This is a genomic window from Paenibacillus dendrobii (assembly GCF_009807035.1).
In the GTDB taxonomy this organism is placed as follows: domain Bacteria; phylum Bacillota; class Bacilli; order Paenibacillales; family Paenibacillaceae; genus Paenibacillus_AQ; species Paenibacillus_AQ dendrobii.
This window is the reverse complement of the sequence record NZ_WUBI01000005.1, coordinates 99,219-115,183: the sequence shown is the minus strand read 5'-3', so window position 1 is coordinate 115,183 and position 15,965 is coordinate 99,219. Positions and strand designations below refer to the sequence as shown.

12 protein-coding genes are annotated in these 15,965 nt (G+C 50.7%); 11 read left to right on the top strand and 1 reads right to left on the bottom strand.

Going from position 1 to position 15,965, the window contains the following annotated elements:
* Window positions 1-115: 115 nt before the first annotated feature.
* From GRF59_RS24680 to lacZ, 10 genes are all read left to right on the top strand, one after another.
* On the top strand, window positions 116-1,186 hold the full coding sequence (locus GRF59_RS24680) for a GerMN domain-containing protein (protein ID WP_160500397.1): 1,071 nt from the start codon (window positions 116-118) through the stop codon (window positions 1,184-1,186).
* Window positions 1,187-1,318: 132 nt separating this feature from the next.
* Window positions 1,319-2,077 carry a ribonuclease PH gene (rph, locus tag GRF59_RS24675; protein WP_160500396.1) on the top strand — a complete coding sequence of 253 codons (759 nt, stop codon included), beginning with the start codon at window positions 1,319-1,321 and terminating at the stop codon, window positions 2,075-2,077.
* 2 nt (window positions 2,078-2,079) lie between these two features.
* Window positions 2,080-2,715, top strand: coding sequence for an XTP/dITP diphosphatase (locus GRF59_RS24670; protein ID WP_160500395.1), 636 nt, complete (start codon window positions 2,080-2,082; stop codon window positions 2,713-2,715).
* A 228-nt stretch (window positions 2,716-2,943) separates the two neighbouring features.
* The gene (locus GRF59_RS24665) at window positions 2,944-3,819 is read left to right on the top strand and encodes an endonuclease/exonuclease/phosphatase family protein (RefSeq protein WP_160500394.1); all 876 of its coding nucleotides are present in this window, start codon (window positions 2,944-2,946) and stop codon (window positions 3,817-3,819) included.
* 186 nt (window positions 3,820-4,005) lie between these two features.
* Window positions 4,006-5,565: a response regulator transcription factor gene (locus tag GRF59_RS24660; RefSeq protein WP_160500393.1), complete on the top strand. Its 1,560-nt coding sequence runs from the start codon at window positions 4,006-4,008 to the stop codon at window positions 5,563-5,565.
* Between the two features lie 15 nt (window positions 5,566-5,580).
* Window positions 5,581-7,392: a cache domain-containing sensor histidine kinase gene (locus GRF59_RS24655; protein WP_160500392.1), complete on the top strand. Its 1,812-nt coding sequence runs from the start codon at window positions 5,581-5,583 to the stop codon at window positions 7,390-7,392.
* A gap of 218 nt (window positions 7,393-7,610) precedes the next feature.
* Window positions 7,611-8,912: an ABC transporter substrate-binding protein gene (locus GRF59_RS24650; protein ID WP_160500391.1), complete on the top strand. Its 1,302-nt coding sequence runs from the start codon at window positions 7,611-7,613 to the stop codon at window positions 8,910-8,912.
* A 110-nt stretch (window positions 8,913-9,022) separates the two neighbouring features.
* Window positions 9,023-9,922 (top strand): carbohydrate ABC transporter permease, encoded by a 900-nt coding sequence (locus GRF59_RS24645; protein ID WP_160500390.1) that lies wholly within the window; start codon window positions 9,023-9,025, stop codon window positions 9,920-9,922.
* Window positions 9,919-10,743 (top strand): carbohydrate ABC transporter permease, encoded by an 825-nt coding sequence (locus GRF59_RS24640; RefSeq protein ID WP_160500389.1) that lies wholly within the window; start codon window positions 9,919-9,921, stop codon window positions 10,741-10,743. Before GRF59_RS24645 ends, GRF59_RS24640 begins: the two co-directional genes overlap by 4 nt.
* Window positions 10,744-10,785: 42 nt before the next feature.
* Window positions 10,786-13,857: a beta-galactosidase, LacZ type gene (gene lacZ, locus GRF59_RS24635; RefSeq protein WP_160500388.1), complete on the top strand. Its 3,072-nt coding sequence runs from the start codon at window positions 10,786-10,788 to the stop codon at window positions 13,855-13,857.
* A 202-nt stretch (window positions 13,858-14,059) separates the two neighbouring features.
* Here the strand turns inward: lacZ and GRF59_RS24630 are convergent, their stop codons facing one another.
* Window positions 14,060-14,857: a histidinol-phosphatase gene (locus GRF59_RS24630; protein WP_160500387.1), complete on the bottom strand. Its 798-nt coding sequence runs from the start codon at window positions 14,855-14,857 to the stop codon at window positions 14,060-14,062.
* A gap of 154 nt (window positions 14,858-15,011) precedes the next feature.
* Between GRF59_RS24630 and GRF59_RS24625 the strand changes: the two genes are divergently transcribed.
* The gene (locus GRF59_RS24625) at window positions 15,012-15,854 is read left to right on the top strand and encodes an AraC family transcriptional regulator (RefSeq protein ID WP_160500386.1); all 843 of its coding nucleotides are present in this window, start codon (window positions 15,012-15,014) and stop codon (window positions 15,852-15,854) included.
* Window positions 15,855-15,965: the final 111 nt, after the last annotated feature.

Genomic DNA, 15,965 nt, shown 5'->3' with positions numbered 1-15,965 from the left:
CTTTGAAGCAGGCAAATTCATGTTTTTTTATTGGGACCGGCTGTTATTTTTTGAAGAGAGGGCTCGTATACATGGTAGTACAATCTGTACAAAATGATTAGGAGGAACCATGCATATGACTAAGATGAATAAAATTCGCGGCATTTCCGCTGCCGGATTGCTCGCTGTTCCTGTAATGCTGTCCGGCTGCAGCTTGTTCGGGTCCCAATCTTCGATGGATATCGATAAGCCGCCGACTGAGATTGAACAGCAAATGCTAAATGTGACAGACGGGGGCTCCGCCTCGGCAACCCCAACCGAGCAAACCGGTCCGAAGACAACCGTATTTCTGGCGAATGAAAAAGGATTGCTCGCGCCTATTTCACTGGGAATTCCCGAGGCTAAAGATACCGACAACATGAAACAAGCGCTGCAGGCGATGGTATCGGGCGGGACTTATTCTAAGTATGTGCCAAAAGGTTTTTCGGGTGTGCTGCCTAAAGGAACCGAGATTAACAGCGTAACGGTGGATAAGGACCAGAAGGTGGCGGTAGTGGATTTCAACAGTGCATTTAACAAATATAATGCGCCGGATGAGCGCAAAATACTGGAATCCGTCATCTGGACGTTAACCGGATTCTCCGGTGTGCAGAAGGTGCAGCTCTCTGTTGACGGCCAAGCATTGACGGAAATGCCGCTCGGAGGTACGCCGCTGAATCAACCGCTTACCCGCAGCTTTGGCATCAACCTGCAAAAAGGCGACGGAGTGAGCCTGACGAACTCGACGCCGGTCACGGTTTATTTTTCAACACTCTCAGCCGATGGAATCTATTCCTATTATGTTCCGGTAACAAGACTGGTACAGCCTGGACAAGATAAACTGAAAGCCGCGATGCATGAATTGATCCAGGGACCGCAGCAGGACGATGGTCTTGAACAGGTAATGACGGACGGCACTTCCGTTCAGTCCGTAGAGAAAGCTAAGGATGGGACGGTCACCGTTGCGCTGAAGGACGATATGTTTGACAAGGATGAACCCATTCCTTCCGAACTGCTTCAATCCGTCGTGCTGACCATATCCGAAAATGCCGGCAACGCGAAAGTGAAAATTGACATGAATGGCCAGTCGAAAGTCGTCGGTGCGGACAACCAGGATTACAGCAAACCGGTTTCCAGACCGGACTTCATTAACGCGATTCCGTTATAAGCGGTCTTTCAAGGATGCTTTTGTGCCGACACTTTGATAAAATAAAATTTGCTAACATATAGAATGAACGAAAATACGCCAGTATGGTTCAATCTATCATAACAGGACGCGTAAATGTAGGAGGCAGAAAAGATGAGATCTAACGGACGCAGCAGCAACGAGCTCAGGCCGATGAATTTGACAGTGAATGTGAACAAGTATGCGGAGGGCTCCGTGTTCATAGAAATGGGAGATACCAAGGTGCTTTGTACGGCAACGGTGGATGAGAAGGTTCCCCCATTCTTGAAGGGACAAGGAAAAGGCTGGGTGACGGCGGAATATTCCATGCTGCCGCGAGCGACGCAATCCCGCAACCAGCGGGAAAGCGCACGCGGCAAGCTCAGCGGCCGGACGATGGAAATTCAGCGGCTGATCGGCAGAGCACTGCGCTCCGTTGTTGATCTTCGTGCACTTGGCGAGCGCACGATCACGCTTGATTGTGATGTCATTCAGGCGGATGGCGGAACACGCACAACTTCGATTACCGGTTCCTTTGTGGCGCTGGCCATTGCCGTGAATAAAATTGCGCAGCAGCATAAGCTGCCGGTATTTCCAATCACGGATTATCTGGCATCTGTAAGTGTAGGCGTGGTGAATGATGAGCCGATGCTTGACTTGAACTATGAGGAAGATTCCAGCGCGAAGGTGGATATGAACCTCGTGATGACAGGCGGCGGGGCTTTTGTCGAGCTCCAGGGAACTGGCGAGGAGAGCCCGTTTACCCGTGAAGAATTGAATCAACTTCTGGAGCTTGGCGAGAAGGGAATTCTGCAGCTGATTGAGAAACAGAAGGAACTGCTTGGACCGATTGCTCTCAAGATTGCCTCAGGCCAACCGGGAAGAGGGGCTTAGGCATGATTTTGGATAGTGAACTTATTATTGTGGCAACCCGGAACCCGGGCAAGGTCAAGGAGTTTGAGCATGCCTTTGCTCAGCTTGGCAAACAGGTGAAAAGCATGTTCGATTATCCGGAATTGCCTGAGGTTGTGGAAGATGGTGTAACTTTCGCCGAGAATGCGCTGAAGAAGGCCAAAACGGTTGGAGATGCGCTGGGTCTGCCGGTTTTGGCGGATGATTCAGGCCTATGCGTGGATGAACTGGAAGGCCGCCCTGGCGTATACTCTGCTCGATTTGCCGGCGAACATGCGACGGATCAGCAGAATAATGAGAAGTTGCTGCACATGCTGGAAGACAAGAAACTGGGCGAGGATACGGCACAGCCGCTTCTCAGCACAGCTCGCTTTGTCTGCTCGCTGGTGCTGTATGATCCGGCAACGGGAACTCACATTGAAGCAAGCGGGGCCGTGGACGGATGGATCACGGACGAGCCGGCCGGCTGCGGCGGCTTTGGGTATGATCCGCTCTTCTACTTGCCGGATTACGAGAAGACGATGGCTGAGCTTTCGATGGAAGAAAAGCAGGCGATCAGCCATCGCGGCGTTGCGCTGCGCAGCTTGATCAACATGCTGCAACAGCAGCCGGAGATGTAAACAAATCACGCAATGCAAAAGACCACAGCAACGCCGGTTTACCGGACTTGCTGTGGTCTTTTGCATGTTTCTATTTTAAGCTTATGTGTGGAATAACCTAATGCGTGCCATCCTTGAGAAGCGGCTTTGTCTAACTTTTTTGGCATCAATCCTCATATGCTCTATAATTTTTTGGTATGATGGGGCATATTGGAGTTCATTATCTATGTTCAGAATGGAGTGAGAGGTATGTCAGCAGAGAAACGAAATGTGGAAATCGACCTGCGCTGCATGTCCTATAACATTAAGAATGCGTACGATATGGAGGGTGAGAACGTATGGAGCAGCCGCAAAGAGCTGGTCGCGGGCGTCATTCGTTTTCATCGGCCGGATTTGGTCGGGATGCAGGAGGTGCTGTATAACCAATTGGAGGATCTGCAGCAGCTTTTGCCGGAGTATGGCTGGATCGGCGTGGGAAGGGAAGATGGTAAACAAGAAGGAGAGTACTCCTGCATTTTTTACCGCAAAAACAGGCTAAAACCGCTGCGTCAGAATACCTTTTGGCTGTCGGAACAGCCGGAATCGCCGTCGATGGGTTGGGATGCTGCCTGCCGCCGTGTGGTGACTTGGGCAGAATTTGAAGATACATATACCGGGCGAACGTTCCTGCATTTCAATACGCATTTCGATCATGTTGGACAAGTGGCTGTCGAGCAAAGCGCCCATCTGATCTTGGAGCGGATCAAGGGCTTGACCGCTGGCGTTCCGGCCGTGCTTACGGGGGATTTCAACGTAACTTCGGATTCCGTTCCATATCGGGTCCTCACCCAAACGGACGAAAAGGGCGATGCCCTGCTGCGGGATGCGGGTATGGTCGCGGACTACAAGCATTTCGGACCGGCGTTTACGTTCCAGGGCTTCGATTCCAGGGAGGTAGCGGCTAGGATGTTTCCGGATTTTCTGGAGCGGCAGGACAAGCACGAGGTCGAGTTTGAGAGTCCGATCGATTTCATCTTCGTGACCAATCAAGCTCATGTGCTGAGCTACGGTCCGATTGTGGATCACCATCACGGCAAGATGCCTTCGGATCATTTTCCGGTAGTAGCGGATATTCGGATTTCATAACGTTTCAGACGGAGCTCAGTCCGTACATTCTTCAGGCGTACAGCCGCGAAGGGTGTATGGATTTTTGCATTTCACGGAGCGGGATCTTCCATTTATTTCACAAACAGGATACGTAAAACGCTTTCTAGACGATGGAAGGTGGAATATCCTATAATTAAGAACATGTTTTCGGAAGGGGGAGAATCCATGAGAGAATTATGCAAAGTCCTCGTCGTCGATGATGAGCTGCTGGTGCGGCAGGGAATTAAACATTTAATCAATTGGGAACAGAGCGGATTTCAGATTGTGGGCGAGGCCGGGAACGGCAAGGAGGCCATGACGCTGATCAGGGAACTGAAACCTCATGTCGTGCTGACGGATATCGTGATGCCGATGATGGATGGGGAAGAACTGACGCGATTGATTAAGCATAACTGGCCGGAGATTGAAATTATCGTGCTCAGCAGCTTCAGTGAGTTTGATTATGTGCGTTCCACATTCCAAAGCGGCGTCTCGGATTATATATTAAAGCCTCATCTCGATACGGACATGCTGCTCCAAGTGCTGCGCAAGACGGCGGAGAAAATACCGTCGCTCGAAAGTGCCGTAGGAGACAGGCATTATCATATTACCGTCAATCAAGTATTGGAAAAACTGCTGTCCCGGTATGAAACGGATGTGGATCCCGCCCTGATTCAAGATTGGTTTCCAAAACCGTACTTTTACCTGCTTGGCATGGAGCCCGCCGATGATGGAGCAGTAGTCAAAACGGACAATTCACTTTCGGACTCATTGAAAGCGCTCTTACCTGAGATGAACCTGGTGCAAGTCACTGGACATTCCGTGCAGGGACGACCTGAAATGTCATTATATTTGGTTAACGTCAGCGAAGAGGATCGGGATCAGCTGCCGGCTAAATTAAAAATGCTCTGTCCCGCCTTCCATGGCAATTCCGATCATATTCCATGGATGCTTGGCATACCTTTTCAGTCGCTTAGCCAAGCGGGAGAAGCTTACGGTAATCATTTTTTGAAGCTGCTCCAATATCGATTCTTCCTGCCGCGAGCGACGCCGTTGACGCTAAACGATCTTCCGGATCCGGCTCCTTCCGTCACACCTTTTGCGCTGCAGACATTCATGGAGCATATTCGAAGACTGGATTTGGCGGAAGCCTTTCAGGAACTCGGGGAACATATACACTTGCAAAAAAGTTCATATACCGCCGATGTGTATGAATTCAAATCTTTTATCGGCAATATTGTCTTTAATGTCATCCACCTGCTTGTCAGCATGAATTACGATATGAAACCGCTGGATGAAGCCAAATACGCGTATTTTAAAGCTATCGATGAAGCCCGGCACGTTAGTGAGGTGGAGCTCGTACTGCAGACTTTTCAAGCGCAGGTCGAAGAGCAGATCCGTTTTTCCGGTTCAGCATCTACGCCGAATCCAAGCATGAAGCTGCTGCTGGACTTTATCGATCAGCATTATATGGAGCCGATTACGCTGACCGGGATGGCCAGGCATTTTCACTTTAATCCATCTTATTTGTCCAGTTTCTTCACAGCCCATCACCATGAAGGCTTCAAGGAGCATTTGAACCGGGTCCGCATTAACGAAGCGGCGGATCTGCTGCGCTACAGCGAAACGCCGATCTCGGAGATCGGGAGCCGGGTCGGCTACGGGGACCACAGTTATTTTTGCAAGGTATTCAAAAAAAGCATGGGGCTGTCGCCGACCCAGTACCGCAGACATCACCAGGCATAGGAGAGCGGTAGAACGATGAAAGCATTATTTGAACGCCTTAAGTTTCACGGCCTGTTCATCAAAATGTTCGCCGTCATGTTCGTCAGCATCATTGCGATCGCGGCGTCCGTGGCTTGGACGAACTTGCGGATGACGGAGAAGCTGTTTCTGGATACCTTCAGCATCACCAATTCCAAGGTCATGAATCAGGTCAAAAACAATTTCGAATCCTTCCATTACTCGAACGTGCTTGCAGCCATCACTGCCCAGCAGAGCGGCACGCTCAAAACCTTTCTTACCGATAAAGGCTCGGACGAGTCCATTAAAGAAATGAATGCCTATTACGGTATGACGCAGCAAATGCGGAAGATTCAATCGACGGTGGATGCGTACTCGGCCGGAATCGCGATTGTCGGTAAAAACGGCCGGAATTATTCCGGCAACTCGTATTTGACCAAACCGAACGCCCGCGAACTGTACGCTAGCCCGCTGACCAAAGAAGCCGAGGCGAGTCCGGGAAAATTAATGTACCATCTGTACAAAGTCAAGGGAGAGGACGGACAGAAGCCCGTGATCGTCGCAACCAAGGTGCTGCAGGAAACGACGACGGACCAGGAGTACGGCATGTTGTACATTACCATCGACGAAAATGATTTTAAGCCTTTTTACAGCAGCTTTACGAGCGAGGGCAATGACGTCGTCATCATTGACGGTTCCGGAACGGTCATATCCAGCAATCATTCTTCGTTGATCGGGTCCCAAAATGCTCAGCTTCTGTCCTACGCTCAGGACATTCAGGATCAGGGTCTGCATGTCAAAAAGGTGAAGATGATGGGAAAGGATGAGCTGATGCTGGCCCAGTACCTGCCTTCCTATAACTTTTATCTCGTCAATATGATCGATCAGCAGCAGGTCCTCGGACAAATGGTGAATACCAAATCCATCGTCCTGCTCGTACTGGTCATCGTGCTGGTTGCGCTGGTCGTGGTGTTTCTCATTTCCCGCAAAATGACGCGCTCGCTCACGCTTTTATCGCGGCAAATGTCCAAAGTGACGAGCCGCAACTTTCACAACTACGTGAATGTCGGCGGCGGATATGAGATTCGTCAGTTGGGCGAGGCTTATAACTACATGCTGGATGAAGTGAACGATTATGTCTCGCGGCTGGTCCATACCCAGCAGGAACAGCGCAAAGCAGAGCTTGCAGCCCTGCAGCAGCAGATTAATCCGCATTTTTTGTATAACACGCTCGCCTCCGTCAAATTTTTGGTACAGCAGGACAGCAAGGACAAAGCGGTGGATACGATTCATGCTCTGATATCCCTGCTGCAAAATACGATCAGCAACGTCAGTGAGACGATCACGGTAGAACTGGAGCTGGTGAACCTGAAGCATTATGTGTTCATCAACCACGTCCGTTACGGAGAGCGCATCCGGGTTAGTTATTTTGTGGCGCCTGGCTGCAGCACATATCAGGTTCCGAAGCTGATGATCCAGCCTTTTATCGAAAATGCCTTTTTTCATGCCTTCAACGAAAGGGCGGAGGGTTTTATCCATGTACTGATTTCCTGTGATGCCCGGAAGCTGGTGTGCGAAGTGGTCGATAATGGGGACGGAATGGACATGAAGCAGCTGGAACGGGCGAAGGATAAAAAGAAACAAAAGAAATCGCGTCAGCTGTTTTCCGGAATCGGCGTAGCTAACGTTCATGACCGCATCCGCCTCTTGTACGGGGAGGAATACGGGGTCTCCATCACGAGCCAAAAAGGGGAAGGCACGAAGGTAAGGATCACTTTGCCGCTGATCGAAGCTCAGGGAAGCGATACAGAGCATGGAATAAAACCGTAAAATCCAAACAAAATACCAAAATCCAAAGAAATGACTTACGCTTTCAGAAAGCGCATACATGAAGCTGATAAAATGACAAGTCTGTGCAAAGGAAGTTCTAACGATGCCTGCCGGCCGGGTGCTACACTGATTCCATACCCGGGCGGGAAGCGTTTGCAAACGCTGTGCGGACCGCCTGCAGGGAAGGTTACCGAACAACATCAAAAGGGGCTGAAACGATGAAAAAGGTTATGGTGTTACTGCTAACCTGCATGATTCTGCTGACTGCCTGCTCCTCGGGCGGAAAAGACAAGGAACAAGCTGCATCCGGCGGCGGGGGAGATGCCAAATCCAAGGAAATCACCATTTGGGCATGGGATCCGAAATTCAACATTGCGGCTTTGGACATTGCCAAAGAGGCATATAACGCGAAGCACCCAGACGTAAAGATCAATATCGTCGAATTCGCACAGGCGGACATTATCCAAAAGCTGAACACGGGCCTCAACTCCGGCACGACGAAAGGGCTGCCGAACGCAGTCCTGATCGAGGACTACCGGGCACAGGGCTTCCTGCAGGCATATCCGGATTCCTTCGCGGATCTGAGCGGAAAAATCAAGCCTGAAAATTTTGCGGAATACAAAATCGGGCCGACCAGCTACGACGGCAAGCAGTACGGCGTTCCGTTCGATACCGGCGTTGCTGGCCTCTATGTTCGCAAAGACTACATCGAGCAGGCCGGTTATACATTGGATGATCTCCAAAACATGGACTGGAAGCAATACATTGAGCTCGGCAAAAAAGTGAAAGAAAAAACCGGCAAGGATATCATCTCGCTGGATCCGAATGATTTGGGAATTCTGCGTATGATGATCCAGTCCGCAGGCTCATGGTACTTGAAGGGCGATGGCACGACGCCGGATCTGAAGGACAATGCGGCGCTCAAGGAAGCCTTTACCCTCTATAAAGAATTGATGCAATCCAACACCGTGAAAGTCAATGCCGACTGGAGCCAGTTCATTGCCTCGATTAACAACGGCGATGTAGCAACCGTTCCAACGGGCAACTGGATCACTCCATCAGTGAAGGCGGAAGCTTCTCAGGCTGGCCAATGGGCCATCCTGCCGATGCCTAAACTTCCAGAAACGCCAAACTCGGTGCATGCGACGAACCTGGGCGGCAGCTCCTGGTACGTGATGAACATTCCGGGCTCCGATACGGCTGCGGATTTCCTCGCGGAAACCTTCGGCTCCAATGCGGATATGTATCAGACCCTGCTGACCAAAGTCGGCGCCATCGGTACGCTGAAGGAAGCTGCGAAGGGCGAAGCCTATACGAAACCGGACGACTTCTTCGGCGGACAGCAAACCGTAAGTGATTTCTCTAAATGGACGGCGGAAATTCCAAAGGTGAACTATGGTACTTCCACGTATGCAATCGAGGATATCCTTGTTGTTGAAATGCAAAATTACCTGAACGGCAAAAGTTTGGACCAAGTGCTGAGCGACGCTCAATCTCAGGCCGAAGCGCAAATCAAATAAACGGCTGTCAGCTTGTTTCATAGCAGTTGGTGTAACCCTCGGCGCTTTTAGAGTCGCAAGACAGCGAAAGCGTCCAGGGTTATATTTTTGACCGAAAGGGGATTTTGACCATGTTAAAAACAGAGCGGCAGGGCAGTCTCAGCATCCGTGCCAAATCCACCATCACAGGTTGGAGCTTTATCATCGTTGCCGTCTTAATGATTGCGGCCTTTTATTTCTACCCGATGATCCAAGCCCTCATCCTCTCTTTTAAAACAGGTAGGGGCGTCAATCTTGCTTATACCGGCTGGTCGAATTACGAGCGGCTGTTAACGGATAAGACTTTTTTCACGGCACTGAAAAACACGTTCATCTATCTGATCGTACAGGTGCCGATCATGATTATTCTGGCCTTGTTCATTTCGGTGCTGCTGAATGACAGCCATCTGAAATTTCGCGGCTTTTTCCGTACAGCTATCTTTCTGCCGTGCGTGACATCGCTCGTCGCCTATTCTGTCGTGTTCAAATACATGTTCGGAAGCGGCGGATTGGTGAATGCCATGCTGATGAAATTGTCCATCATCCAGGCACCGATCGAATGGATCACCGACCCGTTTTGGGCCAAAATCACGATTATTATCGCCATCACGTGGCGCTGGACCGGCTACAATATGATTTTTTACCTGTCGGCCCTCCAGAATATTGACAGTTCGATCTATGAAGCGGCGCGGATTGACGGAGCTTCGTCCGTGAAGCAATTCTTTCGGATTACCATTCCGATGCTGAAGCCGATTATCCTGTTTACGTCCATTACATCGACAATCGGCACGCTCCAGCTGTTTGATGAGGTACTCAATATTACGAAGGGCGGTCCGGGAAACTCGACCCTTTCGATATCGCAGTATATATATAATTTGTCCTTCAAATACACGGCGGACTTTGGGTATGCGGCCACGGTCTCCTACTCCATCGTGATTATCATCATTGTGCTGTCGTTGATCCAATTCAGAGTGGCAGGTGACCGCAAATGAGAAAATCGAAACGGATTTTTACGTATGTGTTTCTGAGCATTGCCTCGATCGTATCCATCTTTCCTTTTTTATGGATGGTGGTCAGCGCGACCAATAAATCGGTGGATGTGACCAAAGGCCGGCTGCTGCCGGGCAGCCATCTGATCGAAAATTTCAAAAATCTGCTCGATACAACGGATTTGGGTACGGCACTGTGGAATTCCGCCGTGGTTTCGGTCATTACGACGGTCCTTGCCATTGTCATTGCTTCACTCGCCGGATATGGTTTCGAGATCTTCCGGAGCAAGGTAAAGGACGCCGTCTTTAACGTATTGCTGCTGTCGATGATGATTCCGTTTGCCGCGCTGATGGTTCCCCTATACCGGATGTTCGCGGACATGTCTAATTCGGCGCCGCTTCTTGGCATTGATTCCAAAGCGGCGGTGATGCTGCCGACGGTGACGACGGCATTTCTGATTTTCTTTTTCCGGCAGAGCACCAAAATGTTCCCGAAGGATATGATCGAAGCTGGAAGAATCGACGGATTGAGCGAAATCGGGATATTCTTCCGGATTTTCATGCCAACCATGAAAACGACCTATGCCGCCGCCGGGATCATCACGTTTATGTCCAGTTGGAACAACTTCCTCTGGCCGCTGATCGTGCTGCAGTCGCCGGAGCAGAAAACGATCCCCTTGCTGATTTCGAATCTGGGGTCGGGGTATGCGCCGGATTACGGCATCATCATGCTGGCCATCGTGATCGCCACCCTGCCGACTGCACTCGTATTTTTCCTGATGCAGAAGCATTTTGTGGCAGGAATGATGGGGTCCATAAAATAAAATCTAAGACAGAAGTTTGTTTGCCGAAGGGAGCGACCAGAGATGAACACCAAACAGCCGAGCCAGGGTTGGCTCAGCGATGTCGGCGTTTTTGCGGTAAACCGCCTGCCGGCGCATTCGGATCACCGATATTACCGGACAGAAAGTGAAGCACGCGAGCTAGGGGATATGAATCTTAGGCATTCGCTGAACGGAACATGGAAATTCGCATATTCGAACCACCCGGATAGCCGTCCTGCCGATTTTTACTTGCCGGAGCGCAGTTGTGCCGGATGGGATTTCATCCAAGTGCCGGGTCATATCCAGCTGCAGAGCTATGGCCGGCCGCAGTACGTCAATACGATGTACCCTTGGGATGGGCATGAGGAGCTGCGTCCGCCGCAGCTGCCGCAAAAGACGAATCCGGTAGGCAGCTACGTGAAGGAGTTCGAGCTTCCGGCGCGTTTTCATGACCAGCCCGTTTATATTTCGTTTCAGGGCGTGGAGTCGGCTTTTTATGTATGGCTGAACGGACAGTTCGTCGGCTATAGCGAGGACAGTTTTACGCCGTCGGAGTTTGATTTGACTCCCTTCATGCAGAAGGGGATGAACAAACTGGCGGTTGAGGTCTATCAGCGCAGCACGGGAAGCTGGATCGAGGATCAGGATTTCTGGCGCTTCTCCGGTATTTTCCGTGACGTATATCTGTATACCGCGCCGAAGCTGCATGTGCGCGATCTCTTTGTCAGAACGGATCTCGACGCGGAGTATAAGCATGGCGTTCTGCGAGCGGACGTACGGGTGCAGGGAGAAGAATTCGGATATGCCGAGGCGGTCTTGATCGATCCGGACGGAACAGAAGCAGGACGAACGCGATTGAATCCTGCGGCAGACAGCGGGGAAGAACTTCGCTTGTCGCTTGCGCTGCCGGTTCAGGATACCCGGCTGTGGAGCGCCGAGATTCCTGCGCTGTATACGCTGCTGATCTATCTGTATGACAGCTCGGACGGACTTGCCGAGGTCGTGCCGCAGCAGATTGGCTTCCGTAAATTCGAAATGATCGACCGCATTATGCACCTGAACGGCAAGCGATTGGTCTTCAAGGGCGTCAACCGTCATGAATGGAACTTCCAACGAGGACGCGTGCTGACGAAGGAAGACATGCTATTCGATATCCGTACGTTGAAACAAAACAATATCAATGCGGTCCGGACCTCCCATTATCCGAATCAGACCTTGTGGTATGAACTTTGCGACCAGTATGGCATATACGTCATTGACGAAATGAATCTGGAAAGCCACGGCTCCTGGCAGAAGATGGGCGCCATCGAGCCATCCTGGGTCGTACCCGGGGACCGTCCGGAGTGGAAAGATATCGTTATGGACCGTGCCGTATCCATGCTGGAGCGCGACAAGAATCATCCCTCGATCCTGATCTGGTCCTGCGGCAATGAATCTTTTGGCGGCGAAGTCATCTATCAAGTATCGGAATTTTTCCGCAAGGCCGATCCAAGCCGGCTCGTGCATTATGAAGGCGTTTTTAACGACCGCAGATTCAACGACACGAGCGACATGGAGAGCCGGATGTACGCTAAGCCTGCGGATGTTGAAGCCTACCTGAACAGTAATCCGGAAAAGCCTTATATTACCTGCGAGTATATGCATGCAATGGGCAATTCATTGGGCGGTATGCACAAATATACGGAACTGGAATCCAAGTATCCGATGTATCAGGGCGGATTCATCTGGGACTACATCGACCAGGCGCTGCTGAAGGAAGACAGCTACGGCCAGCCCTACCTCGCCTACGGCGGAGACTTTAATGACCGGGCGACGGATTACAATTTCTGCGGCAACGGCATCGTCTACGCGGACCGCAAATGGTCGCCGAAGATGCAGGAGGTCAAGTTCCTGTACCAGAACATCAAGCTGATTCCAGATAAGGACAACCTTACGATCATTAACGATCAACTGTTTGCGGATACGTCAAGCCATGTTTTGGAGATCGTATTGTACCGCGAAGGGGAAGAGATCAGGCGGACCGAGGTACAGGTGAACATTGCACCGCTAAGCAGCCAAACGCTGCCGATTGAGCTAGCAGGACAGGGGGAGGAACTACCGGGAGAGTATTGCATCCATGCTTCCCTGAAGCTAAAGGAGCGTACGCTCTGGGCGGAAGCGGGTCATGAGGCCGCTTTCGGTCAATATGTGTTTATGATCGGGAGCCAGGATGCGGTTGAGGCAGCGGCTTCGAACCGCCACGAGCTTGAAGTGGTCCGCGGCGATGTGAACATCGGCGTTCACGGCCGGAATTTCTCGGTCATGTTCTCGAAGCAGATCGGAACGCTGGTATCCCTGAATTATGCGGGACAGGAGATGATCTCCCTTCCGCCGCAGCCGCTATTCTGGCGGGCCAGCACGGACAACGACCGCGGAACGGCGATGGATTTCCATGCGGCCGGGTGGTATGCGGCAAGCTTGGCCCCGAAATGTACGGAAGTCCAGCTTCTTGAAGAAGGCGGAGGCGTGACCGTCCGTTTCGATTACAAGCTGAGTATTCATGCCGAAGCGGGAGCAGCGGTAGAATATACGGTATACCCGGATGGAGGTATACGCGTAAAATCCGAGTATAAGGGAGCAGCCGGACTGCCCGACATGCCGATTTATGCGCTCAGTTTCAAGCTTCCTGCACGCTATAACAAGCTGGAATGGCTCGCCATGGGACCGGAAGAGAACTATATCGATCGCTGCTCGGGAGCGAGGCTGGGCCTGTTCGAGACCGAAGTCAAAGACAGCGATGCAGGATATCTCGTACCGCAGGAGTCCGGAAACCGCACAGGAGTGCGGAGCGTCCGTATTCTGGACGGCGGCGGAGCCGGGTTGACCATTAAGGCCTCGGCGAGACAGCCCGTGGAATGCCGCATTTCGCCGTACACCGCATTCGAGCTGGAACATGCGCGGCATCGGTTCGAGCTTCCTCCGGTCCATTACACGGTTGTCACCGTGGCCGGTCGCCAGATGGGTGTCGGCGGGGATGATAGCTGGGGAGCGCCAGTGCATGAAGAATACCGCATTCCGTCTGATCGGGATATGAGCTTCGAATTCTGGATTCAAGCGGAAGGTCTTGATTTATAGAATTTTTGGTTTAATAGAAACATTGGAGAAATAAAGAGGAACCCCCGGCAAGCATTTCGCTCGCCGGGGGTTTTCTAGTTATCTGATCATTTTTTTATACGCGGTTTTACGCTTTGGTGATGCCGCTTAACGGTTGGAATCATCAGAAGGAGAATGCCGGAATGATTGCAGCATTTTCAGATTGCGAGTACGATCCGAGCCCTTACCTCTCCAGAGGCAGCATGATCCGTTCACGGTTCTTGAATATAGCCCATTCCCGGAATCCGATATCTAGCAGATGCTTTCGGATTGCCTCGAAATATTCGCCGACGCGGGCCGGCTCATGCGCATCTGAGCCAAAAGTAACCTTGACTCCATAATGAAGTGCACGCTCCAGCAGCCAGGTGTCGGGAACCCAAAGCTCGTCAGAGGAATTGATCTCAATTACGATATCATGTGCTGCGATGGTGCGCAGCGTATGTTCAGCCATCTCCGTGCGCAGCACGGAGTAACCCGGAAAATATCGGTTCAGCGCATCGACATGTCCTAAAATATCATAAATTCCGGATTTTGCGGATTGTTCAATATAGCTGTAATAGCTTTCCTTGAGTTCGAGCCTGCCTTGAGGCGACAGACGCTCCCAATAGCCGGTGTCATAGAGGCTCACGCCCTCAAAATCATGTACGGATCCAATGATGTAATCGAGTGGGTAAGAGCCTAGGATATTGCGATACAGATCCAGGCTGTCCGGCAGAAAATCAGCTTCGACGCCGAGAAGAACCTCAATTTGCCCGGCAAATTCTTGTTTTAGGGATAGAACCTCCTGGATATATGCAGGAAACTCGCTTTTCGCCATACTGGCTTCGGGCGATGGCCGGTCATCCGTCTCGGCAAAGAAGGGCGTATGGTCCGATATGCCGATATACGACATACCCTTTTCCACGGCAGCCGTAATATAATCGCGAATCGAACCGTGGGCGTGTCCGCACCGGTTATGATGCGTATGTAAGTCAAATGTCATCAAAGATCCTCCAAATTTTCATTCTTTTTTCATCTTGCCACCCACTATACCGCATGATAAGATCACTAACATTACATATAAGCTTGATTTTTGGTTTTTTTCTACATATCTTGTCTTCAATTTATGAATCGGATGATGAAGGAGCGGGAATGGGATGGAGACGAATTTCTATGAAGCCTCCACGTTTTACATCGACCGTGAACGGAAATTTCAGTCTAGTATGCCGGCACACCATTATCACAACGGATATGAGATTTTTTATCTGGTTTCGGGGGATATTTGCTATTTTATCGATGATAAGGCTTATCAGGCGGTTAGCGGTGCGCTGCTGATCATAGATATGAACGAGATCCATAAACTGGTCAATTCCAGCGGTGCTTCCTTTGAACGGGTTACTCTTGAGTTCAAGAAGGATTTCCTGGACGATTTGTTTCCGTGCGGCCTAACTGTCGATGTGATGTCGAGCTTCAGCCGTGGTCGCCCATTCGTGAAGTTGTCGGGCCAGGAGATGAGCTTCGTGGAGAGGTTGTTGGATCAAATGATTCATGAATTCACGAAAATGCCTGAGGGGTACGAGCCTAATCTCAAGACGCTCCTGTTCCAGCTCCTGTTGTTCATCCACCGCAAAATGTCTGCAAGTCCTGCGGCGGATCAAACCGCGGTGAACTCGATTCACAAAAAGACTTTTGAAATTGTCGACTACGTCAATCGTCATTATGATGAAAAGCTGACGATTGAGCAGATTTCCAGCCGGTTTTATATTAGTCCTTCGCATTTTTGCAAAACGTTTCGGAAGAGCACGGGCTTTACTTTTACCGAATATTTGAACAATGTACGTATCAAGGAGGCAAAAGTGCTTCTAACCGGCGGCAGCGACAAGGTCGCGAACATTGCCGATACGGTCGGATTTGAAAGCCTGACCCATTTCGGCCGTATTTTCAAGGAGTTTACGGGCCTGTCTCCGTTAAAATACCGTCAGCAATACAAAACATTCTAAAGAAGCGATGATAAACGGGGCGTATGTTTTTTGGCGTGCTTGAGCAGGATTGCATCAGCCGGTGTCGTAATAAGTAGATGATACCATGTAAACGCTTAAAGGAGGTTTCAA

Bases quoted from the DNA above. Each gene is read 5' to 3' on its own strand.
- GRF59_RS24680 (WP_160500397.1), top strand. From the start codon at position 116: ATGACTAAGATGAATAAAATTCGCGGCATTTCCGCTGCCGGATTGCTC.
- rph (WP_160500396.1), top strand. From the start codon at position 1,319: ATGAGATCTAACGGACGCAGCAGCAACGAGCTCAGGCCGATGAATTTG.
- GRF59_RS24670 (WP_160500395.1), top strand. From the start codon at position 2,080: ATGATTTTGGATAGTGAACTTATTATTGTGGCAACCCGGAACCCGGGC.
- GRF59_RS24665 (WP_160500394.1), top strand. From the start codon at position 2,944: ATGTCAGCAGAGAAACGAAATGTGGAAATCGACCTGCGCTGCATGTCC.
- GRF59_RS24660 (WP_160500393.1), top strand. From the start codon at position 4,006: ATGAGAGAATTATGCAAAGTCCTCGTCGTCGATGATGAGCTGCTGGTG.
- GRF59_RS24655 (WP_160500392.1), top strand. From the start codon at position 5,581: ATGAAAGCATTATTTGAACGCCTTAAGTTTCACGGCCTGTTCATCAAA.
- GRF59_RS24650 (WP_160500391.1), top strand. From the start codon at position 7,611: ATGAAAAAGGTTATGGTGTTACTGCTAACCTGCATGATTCTGCTGACT.
- GRF59_RS24645 (WP_160500390.1), top strand. From the start codon at position 9,023: ATGTTAAAAACAGAGCGGCAGGGCAGTCTCAGCATCCGTGCCAAATCC.
- GRF59_RS24640 (WP_160500389.1), top strand. From the start codon at position 9,919: ATGAGAAAATCGAAACGGATTTTTACGTATGTGTTTCTGAGCATTGCC.
- lacZ (WP_160500388.1), top strand. From the start codon at position 10,786: ATGAACACCAAACAGCCGAGCCAGGGTTGGCTCAGCGATGTCGGCGTT.
- GRF59_RS24630 (WP_160500387.1), bottom strand. From the start codon at position 14,857: ATGACATTTGACTTACATACGCATCATAACCGGTGCGGACACGCCCAC.
- GRF59_RS24625 (WP_160500386.1), top strand. From the start codon at position 15,012: ATGGAGACGAATTTCTATGAAGCCTCCACGTTTTACATCGACCGTGAA.